We start from the raw sequence: 20,687 nt of genomic DNA on the forward strand, positions 1-20,687 counted from the left end.
TTTTCTCCATAAAAGAGGCGCAAGAGCCTTAATTTCTTACTATATTTCCGTTTTATATATTTAATTTCTTCTCGTAAACCATCAGCATGAATAAGACCAACGTAGCCTCCAAATTTAAACTCACCTTGGTTATTATAAATAGAAATATGAGGAACATGAGCAAAGTTATCACGTAACTTGAGATGTCCACTTCCATCTACAAAATTACAGTATTCTTCTGTTCCAGGAATAGTTTTTTCTAGGTTTCCTAGAATTCCAAAAGAAGTCATACCAGCAACTTTTTCTAGTCTTTTAATTACCAAATTAATAATTTTTTCCCCATTACCTAAAATATGATCTGTAATCATTTTAGCCGTTTGGGGACAATTCCAATAACCAATATGAGCGTCTGCTGCACCGGCAGCAATAGCACCTAAATCAAGAAGTTTATTAATAGCGGTAATATCACTTACTGTTTTCGCTATTTGACGCACAAAATCTTCTAAATTATTTGCATTATCAACAATAAATTTATCTGTGACAGAAAGATTAGAATCTGGTTTTATTTCCAAACTAGAACTAATTGGATAAGCAATCATATCTGAAGAATGAATAATATTTAGCCACCTTAAAGGATATTCTTGTGATTTACACCTTAGTTTTACTTGTTCAGCTTGAATATCTAAAAGCATATTAAATAAAATGACTGGTGAACCCATTGTTGTAATGCTTTTTAACTGAACCTTTTCATTAATTAATGACCGAAACTTCAAAGCTGCATCACCATTTTCAAATTTATCTGAAAACAACATATCCCATAAAATTACAGTTCCCATTGAATGAGCAATTATATGTAAGTCTTTTTCCTGTGAGTGATTTTTAATAAAATCTTCTAAATGTTGAGTAATTGATTGTCTGATTTTCGCTCCTTTTTCATGATTCAAATAAGTAAAAGCATCACCTACAAAATCAGATATAAAACCTTGTCTTAATTCTTGACCACGTAAGATATCTTCAGTATTAATATAGGGATTTTCTTTTTTAAATTTTTCTAAGTCCTCATGAATGAAATTCCAGATTTTACCTTTATTATTTATAATATCTGCATAAAATCCAGAATGAAAATGAGGTAATTTTTGCCCTCGTTGGGAGAACTCTGTTTGAATTAAGGTTTTCAGAGGTTCAGCAAATTTAGTCTTATATTCTGCAACACCGTGAATAAAAAGTACAAGCATGGCTATATTAATGTAGAAACAAAAATATTATAAATTGATGATGATAAATCAGTAAGATATGTATAAAGAACTTAATACAATGGATTAGAAAATGATTATAAATAATAACTTTCTAAAATATAAACGATAGTATCACAAAATGGTTTATATTTTCCATCATTATCCAATTCTAAATAATCCTTAATAATATTCTTAATTTCCTCTTCATTAAAATCATCATCCTCTAATAATTCTAATTCTGCATCAATCGCAGCTTGGCGCATTCTTTGTAATTTAGAAATATTCAAGGATAGATTTTCTATAGTTGTTTCAGCGGCAGATTTTTTCGTTGCTTCTTCTGTAGGTAAAATTTCACCAGCAGCAGAATATTTAAAAAAATCTACACAATTTGCTAGTAATGGTGAAACTAATAACTTTTCATCATACCAATTATCTTTCTTGTGTCCACAATGCACTGGTACACGGGGTTGAGTATTATCTTCTCCTTGACAGGAAACTATAAGATTAAAATAATCAAATCTTACAGTTTCATCTATACCTTGAGGTTTAAAATGTTCAATATGACAATTTCCTTTATCTATAGCAACACCACAATAACAACAAATATAACCTTGTTCTTTTAATAAAGTTTCTAGAAGCTGACCTTTAACCCCACTTCTTCCAAAACTTTTCCAAGTAGGTATTTTATCACCTTGCTTGATTTTCCATGTAGATAAACTACTTGGTTCTACACTTTTTTGAATATATTTCATTTACGCAAACTTCCTTTTCTCCTAATTAAAATATCTGCTTTTACAAACTGTGCTTCATCTTCACCAATTTTTTCAGCTAATTCTCCTCTTAATTCTTTAGCACCTTCTAAATCTCCAGCATCAATTAAACGAAATAATTGTAAAAGTTCTTCTTTTATTTCCTGCGGACGTTCAGGAACATCCATTAAATCTTCTAAAATTTGATTACTATCTCTACCATAGGAACTTTCAGGACGTTTAGCAATTATATCTGTATCTGTTTTTTCTAGAATATAAATTCCTTGAGGTTGAACTTGACTAATTACTTGAGGAGAATGAGTAGTAACTATAAACTGACAATTAGGAAATGTTCTAGTTAAAGCTGGGATAATTTCTCTTTGCCATTTTGGATGTAAATGCAGTTCAATTTCATCAATTAAAACCACTCCAAAACCATGAAGGGGATTTTCTAAACCAGGGTTAGCAATAGCTAATCTTCTCGCTAAATCTCCTACCATTGCTAACAAGCATTTCTCACCATCTGATAATTGATTAACTATTAATTCTTCACCATCTTTTTGTAATGTCATTCTCAAAGGAGAACGACGTACACGCAATTTAGTAAAATTGGGAATTAATGAAGATATGGCTTGTCTAACTGCTTCTAATTGTTTATCTCGATAATCAGGATTATTTTCTAGACGTAATTCATTTTCTAAATCTTCTTGTTTTCTAAACCATTCAAAGAAAATTCTAAACTCACTTCCTGTACCACTGACTGCATTTTCATAAGTATCTATTTGTTCAAATGAATGTTGTTTGCGGATTTTTAAGGGAATATCCAGAACTGCACGATTAGTTGAATAATAAATAATAACAGGAAGATTGTATTCCTCAGATAAGGATGAGGATAATTTATGTTTAATATTTTCAGCAATCTTGTTTATTTCAGACAAATTTGTACTTGTATCTTTCATCCGTCCTTTTTTCACCTTAGTCAAAGACCAAGTAAATTTTTGAGATTCAAAATCAGTTATTATTTCATTATGAGTTTCATTCTTATCATTTTTTATGTCTTCTTCAGTAAATAACCTTCCTGAAGCTGTTGAGTGTTGAATAGCACTAGAAAAGCGCGATAATAGAATGGCTAAACAATCAAGAATACTTGATTTACCTACACCATTAATACCAATAAATACTGTTGGTTCTTTTTCATCAAAATCTATTGTTAAATCACCAATTCCGCGAAAAGATTGCATTCTCAACTGTTTAACTCTCATAGTTTTCAATAAAAATTAGCGAAGTTTATGACATTTTATCTCATCTTTGTAATTCACTCAGTAGCAAGTAAAGAATAGATTATGAAGAATATTGTAATCCGTAGTTGACATATTAGGTGATAAATTCTTGAAAATATTGGTGATCTAAGAATGACTAATGATTAAAATAGAAGTGGTTAGGCGTTATGGGGTTTTAGGAAGATGAGTTGGACAGAAAAACTAGAGCAGTTAAAAGAGTTATTTACAGAAATGGAGCAGGCTTTAATAGCCTATTCTGGGGGGGTTGACAGTACATTGGTGGCGAAGATTGCTTATGATGTGTTAGGCGATCGCGCGTTAGCTGTAACAGCCGTTTCTCCTTCTCTATTACCAGAAGAATTAGAAGACGCGAAAATTCAAGCCGCAACTATCGGAATATCTCACAAAATTGTCCAAACACAGGAAATGGACAATCCCAATTACACATCTAATCCAGTCAACCGTTGTTATTTTTGTAAAAGCGAATTACACGATACCCTCAAACCCTTGGCTTTAGAGTTGGGTTATCCTTATGTAGTAGATGGTGTAAATGCAGACGACTTACATGATTATCGTCCCGGAATTCAAGCCGCAAAAGAAAGAGGTGCGCGATCGCCTTTAGCCGAAATTGGGGTGACTAAAGCCGAAGTTCGGCAAATTTCCCAACAATTAGGTTTATCTTGGTGGGATAAACCCGCTCAACCCTGTTTAAGTTCCCGCTTTCCCTACGGAGAAGAAATTACCATCGCCAAATTACAGCGAGTAGGTAGAGCCGAAATTTATTTACGAAACCTGGGGTGGCAAAATTTACGGGTTCGTTCCGAAGGTGATACAGCCAGAATTGAATTATCACCAGATAAAATTAAAGATTTTGTCTCAACTACAGATTTACCAACCCTAGTATCCGCATTTCAAAACTGGGGATTTATCTATGTCACCTTGGATTTAGAAGGTTATCGTAGTGGTAAATTAAATCAGGTTTTACCGCAAATTGCTGTCACCAACTAGTACAACAAGGTATAAATAAACCAACAATTCTCAATTACCAAGGTATTCTTACAAATGTACCGTAATCGCTATTTTCCCCAAGTCTTTGTCTTTATTTTCATGATTACTAGCTTGCTGGCTTGTAGTGTAACTGAAAATAGTACATCTGCAAATGCTAAAAATCCCCAACAGTCACAGTTAAGACAAAATAGTTTACCTCAGTCCATTTCTCAAAGAGTGCTAAGGAATGCTTCTAGAGTTTCTGGGTTGAAGATTTCTAATTTGAAAATTACTCAAATTACATCTACTAATTTTAGTAACCCGTGTATTTTTCAATTTAGAGAAATTTGTACAAAGGAATATAATCCTATCCCCGGTTGGATTGTCATTGTGCAAGTGGAAGAACAATCTTGGATTTATCATGTCAATAAATCTGGTTCACAAATTCTTTTAGATCCGAAAATTAGCAATAATCAATTACCCAAAAAAATTACCAATGGGGTTTTGAGTGATGCTTCTAAACGTTCTGGTTTAGCGATAAGTTCTCTGAAAATTACCCAGTCAACCCAGAAAACTTTTAGCAATTCCTGTGTGTTTAATTTTGGTGAAGTCTGCGCTCAAATATTTGATCCTATTAAAGGTTGGGAAGTAATTGTTAGGGTCAAAAATCAATCCTGGACTTATCATGTAGATATAACTGGTACACGCATTGTTTTAGATCCTCAAATTACTAAAATTTAAGAATCAAAGACATTTTAACAAAACTGCCTTTAATCTTAACGGATGACAAGGCGGTTAAAGATGAGATGTGGCAATGATTTCAGAAAATAAGGTAGCCGCCACAAGAACAAAATGCTACCACGATCATATCAAACAATATTTCAAAAACTCTGTGAAACGTCTCTACTTTTGGATAGATGAATAACTCTAGGAGAACAATTAGAAATTAGTTAAATAACTAGCAAAGGCGAAAAATGACTAAAACCAAAACTCAAGAACCCATTAGTAACTTAGAGTTTGATTTTATTAGTGTGCTGCATACTAAATCCGTAGCAGTTCAAGCTTATGAAAATTATATCAAAGATGCCAAAGAAGCTAATTCTCAACCTTGTGTAGAACTTTTCCAGAAATTACGACAATCAGAAATTGAACAAGCTCACGAAATTCGCCATCATCTTCAAGAAGTTATGCAGAAAGGCAAGATGTAATTAATGTTGGGGGCAGGTTTAAAAGATTAATGATTTAAACCCACCCCTAACAATTAACGAATATACTCTTTCAATACACTATTCCGATTGGGATGGCGTAATTTACGGAGCGCTTTAGCTTCGATTTGGCGAATACGTTCGCGGGTCACGTTGAAAATCTGGCCGATTTCTTCTAAGGTTTTCATGCGCCCATCATCTAAACCATAGCGAAGTCTAAGAACGTCTCTTTCACGGGGACTGAGACTGTCGAGGACTTTTTCTAGGTCTTCCCGCAGCAAGTTCTTAGAAACTTGATCTTCTGGTGTTTCTCCATCAGATTCAATGAAATCACCTAAACGAGAATCTTCTTCTTTACCGATAGGTGTTTCTAAGGAAATTGGCAACTGGGCAGATTTGGCAATAAACCGCAGTTTCTCGATGGTCATTTCCATGCGAGTGGCAATTTCTTCTTCTGTGGGTTTGCGTCCCATTTCTTGGGAGAGGAGTTTGGTGGTTTTCTTAATCCGAGAAATGGTTTCGTAGAGATGAACCGGTAAACGGATAGTGCGGGACTGATCAGCGATCGCTCTTGTAATTGCTTGACGTATCCACCATGTAGCGTAGGTAGAAAACTTATAGCCTTTTTCGTGATCGAACTTTTCAGCGGCACGAATCAAACCCAAACTACCCTCTTGAATCAAGTCTTGGAAGGACAAGCCCCGATTCATGTATTTTTTGGCAATGGAAACTACAAGTCTCAAGTTCGACTGTACCATCTTGTCTTTCGCTCTGCGTCCTACGTGCAGACGATAACGAAAGGTTGGTAATGGCAATGATACTTCTGCTGCCCATTCGCTGTCTCTAGGATCGCGTTCTAGGCGTTCACAAAGCCTTTCCCGCGCCCGTTCTAGTTCCAGTAATTCAGCAATTTTCCGCGCTAATTCAATTTCTTCGTCTGCGCGTAACAAACGAATCCGCCCAATTTCTTGCAAATACAGCCGAATTGAATCTTCGGTGTAGTGCTTTTTCTTGGCAGTTGGTGTCCGACGACGCGATTTAGCGGCTTTTCCAGACTTTGCGTCGTCCTCATCAGACTGAGGCTCTAAAAAATCATCAATTTCGCCGTCATCAGTCAGCAATAGGTCCTCTTCTTCGATTAAGAGTGCCTGTAGTTCGATCTCAGGCGGATTTATCATTTCTAGGTCAGGCTGATAAATATTATCGAGTACGTTGTTAGCCTGGTTCATGCCGCGTTCCTCATGCTCCTTGCAGAATCAGTTACTGAAGACATTATGATTACTTGTAGTGTGAAGTAATCTCTAGACCGAAAATGGGGTTTTGGCTGATTACCCTCAGATATTTTCGGTAATTTTTTTCCTGTTTGAGGCAGGATTTTTTAGTAAAAGTGGCCAATATCACTTTGTAAAGTGAGTTGCCTGCTTTTTTAATTGCCATACTCGCTTGTCCTACATATCACTTTTGGTTAACTGAACCTATAAACTCTAGATCCATCTTTTTCAAAAAGTTTCCTGATGCGGACGCAAGTGGATGACATTTGGTAGATTTAACTGTAAATACTGTTCCGATTGTAGCCTATTTCACAAAAATTACACTCTTTTCGTGCATTATTTATGAACTTACTTACTAAGATTAAGCCACCTTTATCAAAAAGACATTAAAAATGGCGGTAATACCATTAAATCTTGTCGAAAACTTTTTGGTTGGGCAGTGGCATTCTCATTAAATTAAAAGGTAGGCACACTTACTGCTTTATAAAACTTATACAAATTGTTCCTAACTGAACAAATAGTATTTATGTTCTGCTTGAACTTAATCCGAAGGCGGATATTTGTTTACAGATATTAGTTCTGATTGAACTAATTGGACATATCCACTATTAGCTAGTGATTGGTGTTTGTTTCCAGGCACTAACTCCTGTATATGCTATACCAAGAACTTGAACTAAGGAGTTAAAGTTATGGCATATTTTTAGCGAAGTAAAAGACGAATTCAGATTACTCTCAATTTAGCCTTATTCACACATTAGCGCAGAGTTGAGATTTCTACCCTGTGCAAGTTGACAAACTGTTCCTATGGTATACAACGATATTTTAATCAGGTGATGAATAATATTGTTGATAAAACTGCCCAATGATATATTTGGGTAAGTTAACGTATGTCAATTGTAATTATGAATACTTCGGATTTTAAGAAGGTGGCTGTCATCTGGTTATGAAAAGTTTTGTGTATGCTTACTAAGCTTTGCTTTGTAGATAATATCTAGTTGCGCTTTATAAGCATAGCAAATGCTTTCCCCCTTTGTGGAGAAAATTTATGATTTTTAGGGAAAAATTTATGGAAACAGGGAACAGGGGGAGGTAAAGGAGTAATTACCAATTACCAATCACCTATTACCCATTACCAATCACCTTAAATATCTAAATCTGTCATATTCAGTTTAGAACCATAGGTTTCAATAAATTCCCGTCTTGGTGCGACGCGATCGCCCATCAGAATGGTAAAAATCCGATCAGCTTCGGCTGCGTCTTCAATTTCTACTCGTTTGAGGGTACGAGTTTCTGGGTTCATGGTGGTTGTCCACAGTTGTTCCGGCATCATTTCCCCCAAACCTTTAAAACGTTGAATGGTATAGTTAGCGTTAGCCGGTAGGGTGGCAATATGCTGTTGCAGTTCCCGTTCGCTATAACAATACTGGTAATTTTTGCCCCGTTCTACTTTGTAGAGTGGAGGACAAGCAATATAAATGAAGCCTTGTTCAATCAATGCTCTTTGGTAACGATAGAAGAAAGTCAACAACAACGTGCGGATGTGCGCCCCATCTACGTCAGCATCAGTCATCAAGACTATGTGATGATATCGTAATTGTGTAGCGTTGAATTCTTCACCTTTGACACCTAAACCAAGTGCGGTAATTAACGATTGAATTTCGTTATTTTTATAGATTTTGGAGTCGTCGGTTTTTTCGATGTTGAGGATCTTACCACGTAAAGGGAGAATTGCTTGGGTGCGGCGATCGCGTCCTTGTTTTGCACTCCCCCCCGCGGAATCCCCTTCCACGATGTATATTTCCGATTCAGCAGGATCACGGGAACTACAATCTGCTAATTTACCGGGTAAAGGAGAGGATTCTAATACTGATTTGCGACGGACTAATTCCCGTGCATGACGGGCAGCTTCAGCAGCTTTAAACGCTTGGATGGCTTTATCTAAAATAGCATCAGCGATCGCCGGATGAAAGTCTAGATATTCCGTGAGAACTTCACCGACAAAAGAATCAACAATCCCGCGAACTTCCGTATTTCCCAGTTTGGTTTTAGTTTGTCCTTCAAATTCAGGATCAGGGACTTTCACGGAAATTACAGCCGTTAAACCTTCGCGGACGTGTTCACCACTAAGATTAGATTCACCTTCTTTAATTTTATTCCGTTTGCGAGCCGTCGCATTTAATGTCCGAGTTAAAACTGCTTTTAAACCTTCTAGGTGTGTACCACCATCAATAGTCCGAATATTATTAGCAAAACCGAGAACATTATCTGTGTAAGCATCAGTACACCACTGTAAAGAAACCTCTACCTGGACGTTGTTACGTTCCCCTTGGACATAGATAATTTCTTCATGGAGTGGTTGCTTTTCACGGTTCATGTAGGCGATATATTCCTTAATACCACCCTTGTACTCGTAAGTTTCTATTCTCGGTGTGTCGCTTTTGAGGATTTCTAAACGATGATCCGTAAAAATAATTCTGACACCTGCATTCAGGTATGCCAACTCACGCAAGCGTCCTGATAAAGTAATGTAATCAAATTCTATGCTGGTGGTAAAAATTTGTGTATCTGGCTTAAAGGTAATAGAAGTCCCAGTTTTATCTTCTGGGGAAGGTGTTGCTACCAATTCTGTAACGGGGAAACTCCGTTCATATCTTTGTTTATGTACCTTTTTATCTCGCCAAACCGTAACTTCTACAAACTCAGAGAGGGCGTTAACAACAGAAATCCCCACCCCGTGTAACCCACCAGAAACCTTGTAGCCACCACCACCAAACTTACCACCAGCGTGAAGAACAGTTAATACTGTTTCTAAAGCTGATTTTCCGGTTTTGGGGTGAATGTCTACGGGAATACCCCGACCATCATCTGTTACTGTAACAGAACCATCAGCATTGATATCCACTTCAACATGGGTACAGTGACCCGCCAAAGCTTCATCAACAGAGTTGTCCACTACCTCGTAAACTAAATGGTGGAGTCCTCGCGGACCTGTAGTACCGATGTACATCCCTGGTCGTTTGCGGACGGCTTCCAGACCTTCCAGAACTTGAATCTGATCGGCGCTGTAACTGCTCGTCATGAAAATTCTCCTGATGCTTGGGGTTAATATCGCCAAAAGGCGAAAAAAGTCAAATCACCCCAATAGTATATCACAAATGCCTTCCTGCCGTCTGTAGCGCAATTTAATGAGAAATTTATATAGGGGACTGGGGACTAGGGACTGGGGACTGGGGACTGGGAAGAATATTTATTTTGACTAATGACTAAATTAATTGTAATTTGTGGGGCGACGGCGACGGGTAAATCTGGGTTGGCTTTGAGTTTAGCACAAAGGTTAAATTCTGTAATTCTTAGTGCGGATTCTCGTCAAGTATATCGGGAGTTTGATATTGGGACGGCTAAACCAAATCTGGCTGAACAAAAATCAGTTCCCCATTATTTGATAGATATCTGTGAACCAACTCAAGTAATGACATTAGCCGATTATCAGGAACAAGCACAAGCTTTAATTGCTAGTTTGGGGGTTGAAACACTGTTGTTAGTGGGTGGGACTGGTTTATATATTCGTTCAATTGTCCAAGGAATGAAGATTCCTAGAGTTGCACCACAACCAGAATTGCGATCACAATTAGAATCTCTTGGTCAATATCAACTTTACCAGATGTTACAACAAGTTGATCTTATTGCGTCCCAAAAAATTCACGCTAACGATTTGGTGCGAACTTTGAGAGCTTTAGAAGTTTATTATACAACTGGTATGCCGATCTCTGAACAACAAGGAGAAAATCCACCAGATTATCCAATTTTGCAAATTTGTTTAGATTCTGATGCAGAACATTTAGATGTGAGAATTCGCCAGCGAACTGAGCAAATGATAGCAGATGGTTTAGTCGCTGAAGTTGAATATCTTTGTCAAAAATATGGTAATGATTTATCTTTATTAAATACTTTGGGATATCAAGAAATTAAGCAATATTTAGCTGGTGAACTTGCTTTAGATGAAGCTAAAGAATTAATTGTTTTACATACCAGACAATTTGCCAAACGTCAACGCACTTGGTTTAGACAATCTCCTAATCTTGAATATGTTAATATGGATAATCCTGATTTATTAGAAAGTGTTTGGCAAAGAATTAATCAATTTTTCTGATAGATTTTTTAAAATCAATTAACCAGAACTCTGAGTAGAATTTTTTAATGATGCCGATTTCTTACCCTTTCTGGACTACCTGTAGGAATTGCAGCGATTAATTTTTGGGTGTATTCTTCTTTGGGGTGGAGATAAATACTTTCAGATGTACCAGATTCAACTATTTTCCCCTGATTCATCACCAAAATGCGATCGCTCAAAAATTTGACTACACTTAAATCATGGGAAATAAAAATGTAAGTTAGTTGAAAATCCGCTTGTAATTCTTTCAATAAATTTAAAACTTGCGCTTGCACAGATACGTCTAAAGCTGAAACTGACTCATCACAAATAATAAACTTAGGATTTAAAGCCAAAGCGCGAGCAATACAAACTCGTTGACGTTGACCACCAGAAAATTGATGAGGATATTTTTTCATATCATCTGCACTTAAACCCACCCGTTCCAACAATTCTACTACCCTCGTTTGTCGCTGTTGTTTCGACTTCCCTACCCCATGAATCAACAGAGGTTCTACAATTGCTTCCCCAATTTTGATCCGGGGATTGAGGGAACTAAAAGGATTTTGGAAAATAATCTGCATTTCTCGTCGTAAATGCTGCAAAGTTTTCCCACGTAAGTGCGTAATATCCTGTCCATTAAATAATATTTTACCGCTCATCGGTTCGACTAATCGCAACAGTGTTCTACCTAAAGTGGTTTTACCGCAACCAGATTCTCCCACCAATCCCAAAGTTTCCCCCGGAAAAACATCAAAGGAAACCCCATTTACAGCCTTATGGTAACGTTTTGTGCTACCAAATACTCCCCGGACTGGAAAACCGACTTCCAAGTTACTAACGGTCAACAGCGGTAGTTGTGAACGAATATTTGCTAATCTGGCGTTCATCTCTTCCCCAGTAATTTCCGCTGGTTGTGCAGGTTCTTTAGTCTGAATTGTCACTTTTCCAAATTCATCTTCTGTCACATTCATGTAGTCAGAAACAGTCAGTAGTTTGTGGGGACGACGATTCAGACTAGGACGACAAGCTACAAGTCCTTTAGTATAAGGATGTTGGGGGTTATTAAAAATTTGTGTTGCTGCACCATATTCGACAATTTTACCTTTATACATTACTGCTACTTGGTCAGTAATTTCCGAAATTAAACCCAAATCATGGCTAATAAAAATCATTGCCATATTGCGGCTTTGTTGCAGTTCATATAACAATGATAGAATTGTTGCTTGCACGGTCACATCTAAAGCTGTAGTTGGTTCATCAGCAATTAATATAGATGGATTACAAGAAATTGCCATTGCAATCATTACCCGTTGCAATTGTCCTCCAGATAGCTGATGTGGATATCTTTCCAGCATAGCTTCTTTGTGTTCTTTCACCAACTGTGCTAATTTAAAACTACCTGATGCGGATAAATCATGATCAAGGTACTGTTCCTCAATTTGTTCATCACTAGGTAAAAGTTTAACTTCTTGCAACCCGGCGATCGCAATTCTTTTGGCTTCAATTGCATTCACATTTTGATGGCGCATAATAGCTTCTTGCAACTGAAACCCGATACTATAAACCGGATTTAAAGAACTCATTGGTTCTTGAAAAATCATCGCAATATCACCACCACGATAAAGCTGCATTTCGTCCGGTGATAATGTTAATAAATCTAACGGTTGTCCACTTGTCCGAGAAAAGAAAATTTCCCCTCCACTCACTTTTCCCGGATATTGCAACAAACCCATAATTGCTAAAGCCGTAACCGACTTTCCACTTCCCGACTCTCCCACGATTCCTAAAGTTTCACCCTGATGTAGCTGAAAACTAATATCATCAATAGCTTTTACTTTACTGCTATCACTGATAAATTCAACTTGTAGATTGCGAACCCCTAAAACTATTTCTTTCATAACACCAATTACCAATTACCAATTACCAATTTATAACTTCGGCAAAACATCTGGTAGCAATTGTCCTGGAAGTTTAGACAAAGCTAAATTTTGTCCTTGAATTCCTAACTCATTGTGAAAAGTCCGAATTGTATTAACAATATAACCGATTGTTATGTGATAGTTTTCTGTTTTTCTTTCAAATCCACTCAGTGCGTGTAGATGATTTTCTAAAGCAGATTGTAAATGTTGAGATAGGGTTTTTTTGTCACCATTAAAAGATAAATTTGTCACTAAATCATGATGAGCCAATGCTAAATTATTGTGTGTCACATATAAATCAAAATTTAAAGGTAGACTACTAAATGAGTGAGCCATATTTACAGCTTCTTCATAGGCATGAATACATAATTTTATAAGTTTTTGTTGATCTTCCTTAGTTGTTTGCGGCTGATTTGCTAAATGCCAGTAAGCGATACCCAGATTATTTTGAGTAGCAGCATAGGCTTGGGGAACATCAACAGATGTCCGATATTTTAGCGCTTCATTATAAACCTGAATTGCTAACTGGAGATTTTCTACTGGTTGTGCATACTGGGAAAGATTCCAATAAGCAGTACCAATATTATTTTGAATCATGCCATATTTTAGGGGTTCATCTGTCGGTTGATAGTGAACAACTGCTAATTTATAAGCAGCGATCGCCCTTGTCAAATGTTCCACAGGTTGATTATACTGTCCTAGATGCCAGTAAGCTGTACCTAAATTATTTTGACAAGCAGCATATTTTAAAGGTTCTATATCCTCCTGTCGGTAGCGCAAAGCCTCATCATAAGCCACAACCGCCAAATTCCAGTTTTCCACCGCGTCAGCAAACCTAGCCAAATCACCATAGGCAGTACCCAGGTTATTTTGAATACGAGCATAGGTTTCCGGCTGCGTATCACCTGTAATTAACTTGAGCGCTAACTTATAAAAATCTATCCCTTGCTGAATATAAATCTTGGCTTCTTCAGAATTATCAGGAATCCGGTGCAACATCCAGTAAAGAGTCCCCAAATCATTCAAAATATCTGGAAGTTGTGGAGAACTTTCATCATAACTAACAGCCTCTTGATAAGCCAGAATTGCTATCATTAAATTTTCCACAGTTGCTTGTCCTTGCTCAATCTGCAACCGATAGAAATTACCAAGATTCTGATAAGCTATTCCTAAATCTTCTCCCCTAGCCTTTTGAATATGTAACTGTTCAACCTCCCCAAGTATTTGTTGAATTTGCTCACTATCATCAGCATTTATTGTTGCCTTAATTAATCCTTGTAACTCTTGATTAATATGAGATAAGGTAACTTCACTCTGATTCTTGGTAATTTGAGGAGATATAACAGGAGATTTTTCTGGTATTTCTGTGATTAAATCTGTAGTTGTTTTTAAAGGTAAATCAGGATTATTTGTGAATTTTATATCTGGAGAAATTTTTTCCTCATTCACAATTAAATGATCTAAATTTTCTCGTTCTAAACTACGGGAGTCAGCCACAACTTCTGAATAACCCCTATTATCTATAGTTGGTGTCGGTTCTCCCTCAAATACAAATACACCGGTGCGACAATGCCAAAATTTGGGTGCTGATTGCTGAATTGCAGACAACCAAGGACGAGAAACCCAAAATAACAAACTAGATTCTAAAAAACGGCTAGATTCATCACCAGATAAATGTTGTTCACTTAAACGGAGATAATTCAAAAACAACCGTTGAACTGCGACTGGTTCTTTAGTCAGCATTTCCACCCCCACAATCTGAAATCCTGGAATTGGTAAAGGACGACCAGGATTCTCTGTTGAACCTCCAACCAGTGGAGGTGGATAATTAGCTAACCATTGGTTAATTTGTGCAATGGGATTAGGATCGCTTAAATTTAAGCGTATTGTCACCAATCGTGGATAGGCTGGTGTACTAAAATCTCCCACATTGGCTCGTTGATATAGAACTTTGCCCACCGGATAAGCAAGGGTTGAGTGTAAACGTGCTGCTATTCGGTTTCTTAAATGTAAATCATCACATATAGCAAATAAAATTTGTCTACGTAAACCCAGACTCAGAGCAAGTTTTAGGCGTTGATATACTTGCCGATTCAAACCAATGTTCTCTGTGTGGACAGTTTCATTCACGCTTGTATTTAGTTGGGTTTTAGCCCTTGTTTCTGTATACATCCCGACTGAAATAAATTAAATATTAATGTCACATCTCATAATTTGGATTTTCACGGAGATGTTTTCTTTTTCAGGATGAATCAAGTTTTACGGGCTAGAATATCAAAAAAAGACTATAATTATATTTGTATTTCGCCATTCTAGCAAAAAATCAGGCTCTTGATCAAAATAAGAACCTGAAATCAGAAAAAGCTGTCATTTAAAGGATAGTTTGCCAATTAACTACCATTGGAAACAGAGAAGGCCACAAAAATTACTACACCAACTAAAAACGCTGCTGCAACTCCTAGAATAATGTAAGTACGCTTCTGAGAGTTAGTTGGAGGTTCAGCTTGATAAACCTTGGGTTCTTTAGCAAAGTTATTGAGAAGACCACCCTCTTCGTTTGTGTAAGGCATGAAGTGATTCCTTATTATTTTTCTTTACTTAATGTTAAACAGATTTTACAGCACTCTCATAAAAATAAACAAATAATTACATGAATCTCAAGAATTCAGGAGTTACCGAGTAAAACTGGCTTGCTGTCTGGCTTTGAATTTAGATCCTGTACTTCATTAATCTGCAATCTGCGGTATCTTGACAAAATAGACAACTCATGTTTTATTTTGTGCAATTCTGTTTTACCTGACTGCTAAATTTAGGAATAGAATTCATTCCTAATTGAGTGCAAAGTTCAAAGTTCAGTTACATGACTATTTTTCATAAAATTTTTGTTACACTGTCAATAGTTATTTATATTTTTGAATCTCAATCAAAACATCAAAATTATGCAAAGAATCTCTATAGAAAATTTTGGCCCAGTGAAAAAATTTGAGGCTGATGTTACCGATGTTATGCTGTTAATTGGACCACAAGCAAGTGGTAAAAGTACAATTAGTAAGACAATTTTTATATTTAAGTCTATTAAAGATGAAATTCTTAATTATATATATGCCGATAATCTAGCATATTTTTTGCCAAATGATCATAGATATAATGACTTATTAATGGTTATAAAATTCAATTTTGCCCAATATTTTGGACTAAAACCAGATTATGCAGAATTTAGAATTACGTATCAATATTCAATTAAAAAACAAATAACAATTTATAAGTCCGAAGATAATCTAGATGTAAAATTCAGTTTTAACTTAGAAAATGAATTAAACTTGCTAATTAAAGAAATTTTAAATTACAAGATTATTTCTCAAGAACAACATAATCCATTTAAGTCATTAGAAGAATTACGAGAATTAGAATCAAACAAAAGATTACAGTTTAATTATTTTAAATTACGTATTGATAAAATCTTTGAAGAAACACACTCATCTGTATTTATTCCTGCGGGTAGAAGTTTGATGTCTACATTAACAGATCAACTTCAAGAAATCAAAAATCCAGATACATTAGACTATTTTACCAAATCTTTTGTAGAAAGAATTAATTTATTAAAAACTTACTTTACTGATGACTTAAATACTCTCATTCAAAATAAAGATGTTGCTTTAAATCTAGGTGATGACTTATCAAGACTATTAAAAAAAATCCTCAAAGGTAAATATAGATTTAATGCTGATATTGATAAAGAAAGAATTTATTTTAAAAATAACCAATATGTGAAACTACAATATGCTTCTTCAGGACAACAAGAATCTGTTTGGATTTTATTGCTGATATTTAGATATATTTTAGATGGAACGAGTGTATTTATGGTTTTTGAAGAACCGGAAGCACACCTTTATCCAGAAACCCAAAGTGATATTGTAGAACTGATTGGATTATTAGCAAATGTTTATAACAATCAAATAATCATTACTACTCATAGTCCTTATATTTTATCATCGTTTAATAATCTTTTATATGCTCACCAAGTGGGTACAAATAAAGTTGGTGATGAAAGAGAAGCAGTAAAAAGTATTGTTAATAGTAAAAGTTGGATTGATCCAAATCGCATTTCAGCTTATTTTATATCAGAAAATGGCTATGAATCCATTATTGATGAAGAACTGAAATTAATCCAAGCTGAAAAAATAGATAGCGCATCCAGTATAATTAATGACAGGTTTAATTATCTATTCAATCTGGATGACTAAAGTATGTGTAACGATTTTTTTCGAGAAAGTGAATGTAAGGAATTTTGTGATACCAGAAAAACTATAGTTGTCAAAGATTCAGGAAATAAACAAGAATATAGAGTCACCAACGAAAACGGTAAAGAGATTTGTAAAATTAAAGTAGATGGTTGTTTAATTAAAGATGGTGAAAGATGTGATTATCTAATTTTATCATGTGAAGATAAATCAGCATTTTTTGTAGAATTAAAAGGACATGATTTACAAAAAGCAATTGCACAAATAGATTCATCTATAAATAAACTGATGAATGACATAAAAGAATTCAAAATTTATGCACGTATTGTATTAAACAGAACACCAAGCCCTGATATTAATAGTTCTATAGAAATTAAGCTCAAAAAACGTCTTAAACAACAAAATGGTAAAGATTCTGGTGATCTGATCAAATATAAAAGTCAGATTTTAACAGAAACGTATGTAAATAGCAAACAATCAGATCCCTCAACTTCTCAAACAAGTCGGGGATCTGAACAAAACAAAACTAAGCAGTAATAGTCCCCGTCAAAGGTGAACTAGCACTAGCGTAATTCTTCATTGGCATTCTACCAGCTAAATAAGCCATGCGACCGGCTACTGTGGCTAGATTCATCGCATAAGCCATTGCTGGGGCATTCTCAGCCAGAGCGATCGCACTATTAATTAATAACGCATCTGCCCCTAATTCCATCGCCTCAGCAGCCTCAGAGGGCGCACCAATGCCAGCATCTACCACTACCGGAATATTGGCATTTTCAATAATAATCTGAATATTGGCGGTAGTTTTTAGTCCTTGTCCCGAACCAATCGGGGCCGCTAAAGGCATGACTGTGGCACAACCCACTTCTTCTAACCGCTTGGCTAACATCGGATCAGCATTAATATAAGGCAATACAGCAAAACCTTCTTTTACCAACTGTTCCGCAGCTTGCAAAGTTCCAATCGGATCAGGTAGCAAATACTTGGCATCTGGTATCACTTCTAACTTAACAAAATTATTATCTTCCTGTCCCAATAACTTGGCCATTTCTCGTCCCAATCGTGCCACCCGCACCGCTTCTTCTGCGGTTTGACAGCCGGCAGTATTAGGTAACATCCAGATTTTACTCCAATCCAAGGCTTCTGCTAAACCTTCATGTCCTGGTGCATTGGTTTGTACCCGTCGTACAGCTACCGTGACAATTTGACAACCACTCGCAGTGACACTTTGCTGCATTTCCTGGATATTGCGATATTTACCTGTTCCCGTCATTAACCGAGATTTAAAGCTTTTTCCCGCAATAATTAATGGTGAATCGGGAATAATTAAATCTGATATTTCCGGGTGACGGTGTTCGTTAGTGGTAGGAGTCGCGTGAATTAACATTGGTGTAGTAGTAGATGACACAGCAGAAAAGCGAGAATAATGAAAATTAGCTAAAAGAGGATCTGCTTTTTGTTCGCAAATCAAATCAGCAATTAATGTGGCTGTAATTGGTGCAAGTAAAATCCCATTGCGATAATGACCAGTCGCAAAAGTTAAATTATCACAATCACTATGACCCAAAATAGGTAATTCATCGGGGGTAGCGGGACGAAATCCCCACCAAAGTTCCTGAATAGGATAATTTTCTAATTGCGGATATAGGCGAATAGCTGATTGTAATAAATTTTGAATCCCCCCAGGGGTATTATCCGCAGTAAAACCTACATCCTCGCTAGTTGCACCAATAATGATAGAGCGATTCTTTCGAGGAACAATGTAAATATTTTCACCAAATAACACCCTAGTTAAAGGTAATTCATTCAGAAAATCTGGGACTCGCAAACTCAGCATTTGTCCTTTGCGGGGACGCACTGGTAAAGGTAATAATTGATTTGCCCAAGCACCAGCAGCGACAAGATAATGGTCAGCGCGGAATAAACCAGTATTAGTTTGTACACCAATAACTTTTCCCTGTTGTTGAGGAATCGCTTCTACTGTAATTCCATCTTTGAAGACAATACCCAAAGAGTCAGCCGCAGTTCGCAGAACCTTAATTAATGCCCTGTTATCAACTTGCCCATCTTCAGGATACCACCAGCCACCCACCACATCTGCACCCAAACCTGGTTGATATTGGTTAATAGCATCTTGGTCTAACCAGTAAGCTGGGGACTGGGGACTGGGGATTGGGGACTGGGGATTGGGGATTGGGGACTGGGAATGGGAAGAAAAATATTCTCCTCTACCCCTCTGCCCCCCTGCTTGTTGACAAACTGGTGCGAGAATACCGCTAGGCCAATAACCCGTATTTAAACTAGTTAATTTTTCTAATTTTTCCGTCCAGTCTAAATATAAATTACGCGATCGCCTACATAAAGCCAACATCGCCTCATTAGGAATATTTTCCGCATCAGGAGCTAACATTCCCGCTGCGGCATGGCTGGCTGCGGCAGTAAAATCACGGCAAAGCACAGTTACATTTGCACCCCGCAATCTCAGTTCAACACCACAAGCCAACCCGATAATACCACCACCAATAATTAAAACATCATTAGTCATTAGTCAGTAGGGGCGCAGGGCCTGCGCCCAATCATTAGTCCTCAGTAAATAACTAATAACTCATAAATGGCTCACAAGGAGGCGAAAATTGGTCATTGGTCATTAGTTCTTTAAGTTTAACCTTTGACCTTTGACTTAATTTTTCCCTAATTACCACAAAGCCCGAATTGGTTCTTTCTTTTGACCTTCATTACCACTAGCACTTGAGTTAATCTCTGTAGTAGAAGTTTCATTAGTAGAACTGGAACTGTCATTACTACCACTCGTTTCTTGACTAATATTAGAAGAATTGTTAGTAGTTTCCGTAGAAGCATTACTTTGAGCTACACTCGTACGGCGGCTTTCACTGGCAGAATTGCTTCCGCTTGCAGTTTCTGACTCATTACCACTAATATTTTCCGAATCATTCCCATTGGCAGCACTATTAACATTAATATTAGCCGGGAGAACACTAGATGCTCTCCGTCCTTGAGGAACATTAGCAGTTTGTTGTCCGCCCATAGGAAAATTAATTCCCAGTAACGTACCTAGCAAAATTGCTACGCCGCCAGCCATTAAAATCAAGGGTGTCCATCTACCCATCTTGTTTCTCTCCTTGTAAACCTTCTGGTGTCCAAACTAATTGAGAACCTTGATCCCAAAACCCATGAAATTTGGTTACTTTGACATCACCTAAAACCTGAGTTTGACAAGCTAAACCCAAGCAACTTGCAGGAAAATTAGCAAAAAGGGAACGCCGCCGTGTTCACTTACGCCAATTTACTGTGGCCACTCACCTTCTACCTTAACCGCATAAGTACCACAAGTGCCAATACCTCTACTCAGATTTAACAGAATTTTGGGTAGTATTCCCTTAGGTTGTCTTTTGCATTAAAACAGCCTAGAATAGAGCTATTAACAATGGTCTTTCAAACCTCACCCTATAGAAGTTTTCGCAGCTTCTACGATACATATAGTAGTCAGGTAGACCGTGTTAGCTTATGGATTGATACTGCCAACACTTTTAGAGGGAAACAGGAAAAATGTTAGCCATTATTAGCATTTTTTTATCGGTATATTGAAATTACCGAAATAGCGTCTTGTCGTATGTTGGAACATCGCCGCAAAGTTGTCTCTCAGGTGT

16 protein-coding genes and 1 pseudogene are annotated in these 20,687 nt (G+C 36.7%); 6 read left to right on the forward strand and 11 right to left on the reverse strand.

All coding sequences use genetic code 11. The features are described 5' to 3' along the window. The 3 genes from FJR05_RS16010 to FJR05_RS16020 form a co-directional block, all read right to left on the reverse strand. Positions 1 to 1,214, reverse strand: a 1,214-nt coding sequence (locus FJR05_RS16010) for an alpha/beta hydrolase (protein WP_168645019.1), incomplete at its 3' end; no start/stop codon positions are given. Between the two features lie 95 nt (positions 1,215 to 1,309). Then, complete coding sequence (locus FJR05_RS16015) at positions 1,310 to 1,966, reverse strand: retron system putative HNH endonuclease (protein ID WP_168645020.1); 657 nt, start codon at positions 1,964 to 1,966, stop codon at positions 1,310 to 1,312. Beyond that, on the reverse strand, positions 1,963 to 3,225 hold the full coding sequence (locus FJR05_RS16020) for an AAA family ATPase (RefSeq protein WP_168645021.1): 1,263 nt from the start codon (positions 3,223 to 3,225) through the stop codon (positions 1,963 to 1,965). Before FJR05_RS16020 ends, FJR05_RS16015 begins: the two co-directional genes overlap by 4 nt. Positions 3,226 to 3,426: 201 nt before the next feature. Here FJR05_RS16020 and larE point away from each other — a divergent pair, with 201 nt between their 5' ends. The 3 genes from larE (at position 3,427) to FJR05_RS16035 (ending at position 5,438) form a co-directional block, all read left to right on the forward strand. After that, positions 3,427 to 4,251, forward strand: coding sequence for an ATP-dependent sacrificial sulfur transferase LarE (gene larE, locus FJR05_RS16025; protein ID WP_168645022.1), 825 nt, complete (start codon positions 3,427 to 3,429; stop codon positions 4,249 to 4,251). Positions 4,252 to 4,305: 54 nt separating this feature from the next. Next, positions 4,306 to 4,971: a hypothetical protein gene (locus FJR05_RS16030; protein WP_168645023.1), complete on the forward strand. Its 666-nt coding sequence runs from the start codon at positions 4,306 to 4,308 to the stop codon at positions 4,969 to 4,971. Positions 4,972 to 5,204: 233 nt separating this feature from the next. Continuing rightward, complete coding sequence (locus FJR05_RS16035; protein ID WP_148764456.1) at positions 5,205 to 5,438, forward strand: hypothetical protein; 234 nt, start codon at positions 5,205 to 5,207, stop codon at positions 5,436 to 5,438. 53 nt (positions 5,439 to 5,491) lie between these two features. Here FJR05_RS16035 and rpoD read toward each other — a convergent pair whose 3' ends face one another. Beyond that, on the reverse strand, positions 5,492 to 6,664 hold the full coding sequence (gene rpoD, locus FJR05_RS16040) for an RNA polymerase sigma factor RpoD (RefSeq protein ID WP_168645024.1): 1,173 nt from the start codon (positions 6,662 to 6,664) through the stop codon (positions 5,492 to 5,494). Positions 6,665 to 7,847: 1,183 nt separating this feature from the next. Beyond that, complete coding sequence (gene gyrB, locus FJR05_RS16045; RefSeq protein ID WP_168645025.1) at positions 7,848 to 9,785, reverse strand: DNA topoisomerase (ATP-hydrolyzing) subunit B; 1,938 nt, start codon at positions 9,783 to 9,785, stop codon at positions 7,848 to 7,850. Between the two features lie 180 nt (positions 9,786 to 9,965). Between gyrB and miaA the strand changes: the two genes are divergently transcribed. Next, positions 9,966 to 10,856: a tRNA (adenosine(37)-N6)-dimethylallyltransferase MiaA gene (gene miaA, locus FJR05_RS16050; protein ID WP_168645026.1), complete on the forward strand. Its 891-nt coding sequence runs from the start codon at positions 9,966 to 9,968 to the stop codon at positions 10,854 to 10,856. A gap of 44 nt (positions 10,857 to 10,900) precedes the next feature. Here the strand turns inward: miaA and FJR05_RS16055 are convergent, their stop codons facing one another. From FJR05_RS16055 to psb34, 3 genes are all read right to left on the reverse strand, one after another. Then, on the reverse strand, positions 10,901 to 12,757 hold the full coding sequence (locus FJR05_RS16055) for an ABC transporter ATP-binding protein (RefSeq protein ID WP_168645027.1): 1,857 nt from the start codon (positions 12,755 to 12,757) through the stop codon (positions 10,901 to 10,903). A 30-nt stretch (positions 12,758 to 12,787) separates the two neighbouring features. Continuing rightward, on the reverse strand, positions 12,788 to 14,950 hold the full coding sequence (locus tag FJR05_RS16060) for a tetratricopeptide repeat protein (RefSeq protein ID WP_168645028.1): 2,163 nt from the start codon (positions 14,948 to 14,950) through the stop codon (positions 12,788 to 12,790). A gap of 218 nt (positions 14,951 to 15,168) precedes the next feature. Next, complete coding sequence (gene psb34 / locus FJR05_RS16065; protein WP_168645029.1) at positions 15,169 to 15,348, reverse strand: photosystem II assembly protein Psb34; 180 nt, start codon at positions 15,346 to 15,348, stop codon at positions 15,169 to 15,171. A gap of 369 nt (positions 15,349 to 15,717) precedes the next feature. Between psb34 and FJR05_RS16070 the strand changes: the two genes are divergently transcribed. Beyond that, positions 15,718 to 17,022: an AAA family ATPase gene (locus FJR05_RS16070; protein WP_168645030.1), complete on the forward strand. Its 1,305-nt coding sequence runs from the start codon at positions 15,718 to 15,720 to the stop codon at positions 17,020 to 17,022. 3 nt (positions 17,023 to 17,025) lie between these two features. Next, the gene (locus FJR05_RS16075; RefSeq protein WP_174783731.1) at positions 17,026 to 17,556 is read left to right on the forward strand and encodes a hypothetical protein; all 531 of its coding nucleotides are present in this window, start codon (positions 17,026 to 17,028) and stop codon (positions 17,554 to 17,556) included. On the opposite strand, the gene thiO is transcribed toward FJR05_RS16075, so the two are convergent. From thiO to FJR05_RS16090, 3 genes and pseudogenes are all read right to left on the reverse strand, one after another. Next, the gene (thiO, locus tag FJR05_RS27675) at positions 17,546 to 19,564 is read right to left on the reverse strand and encodes a glycine oxidase ThiO (protein WP_168645031.1); all 2,019 of its coding nucleotides are present in this window, start codon (positions 19,562 to 19,564) and stop codon (positions 17,546 to 17,548) included. The two genes, FJR05_RS16075 and thiO, sit on opposite strands and share 11 nt — an antisense overlap. 150 nt (positions 19,565 to 19,714) lie before the next feature. Next, positions 19,715 to 20,146 (reverse strand): hypothetical protein, encoded by a 432-nt coding sequence (locus FJR05_RS16085; RefSeq protein WP_168645032.1) that lies wholly within the window; start codon positions 20,144 to 20,146, stop codon positions 19,715 to 19,717. Further along, positions 20,139 to 20,383: pseudogene (locus FJR05_RS16090) on the reverse strand (hypothetical protein); the annotation flags it as partial. The pseudogene FJR05_RS16090 and the gene FJR05_RS16085, both read right to left, overlap by 8 nt. Positions 20,384 to 20,687 lie beyond the last annotated feature (304 nt).

Source organism: Dolichospermum sp. UHCC 0259, assembly GCF_009711935.1.
In the GTDB taxonomy this organism is placed as follows: Bacteria; Cyanobacteriota; Cyanobacteriia; order Cyanobacteriales; family Nostocaceae; genus Dolichospermum.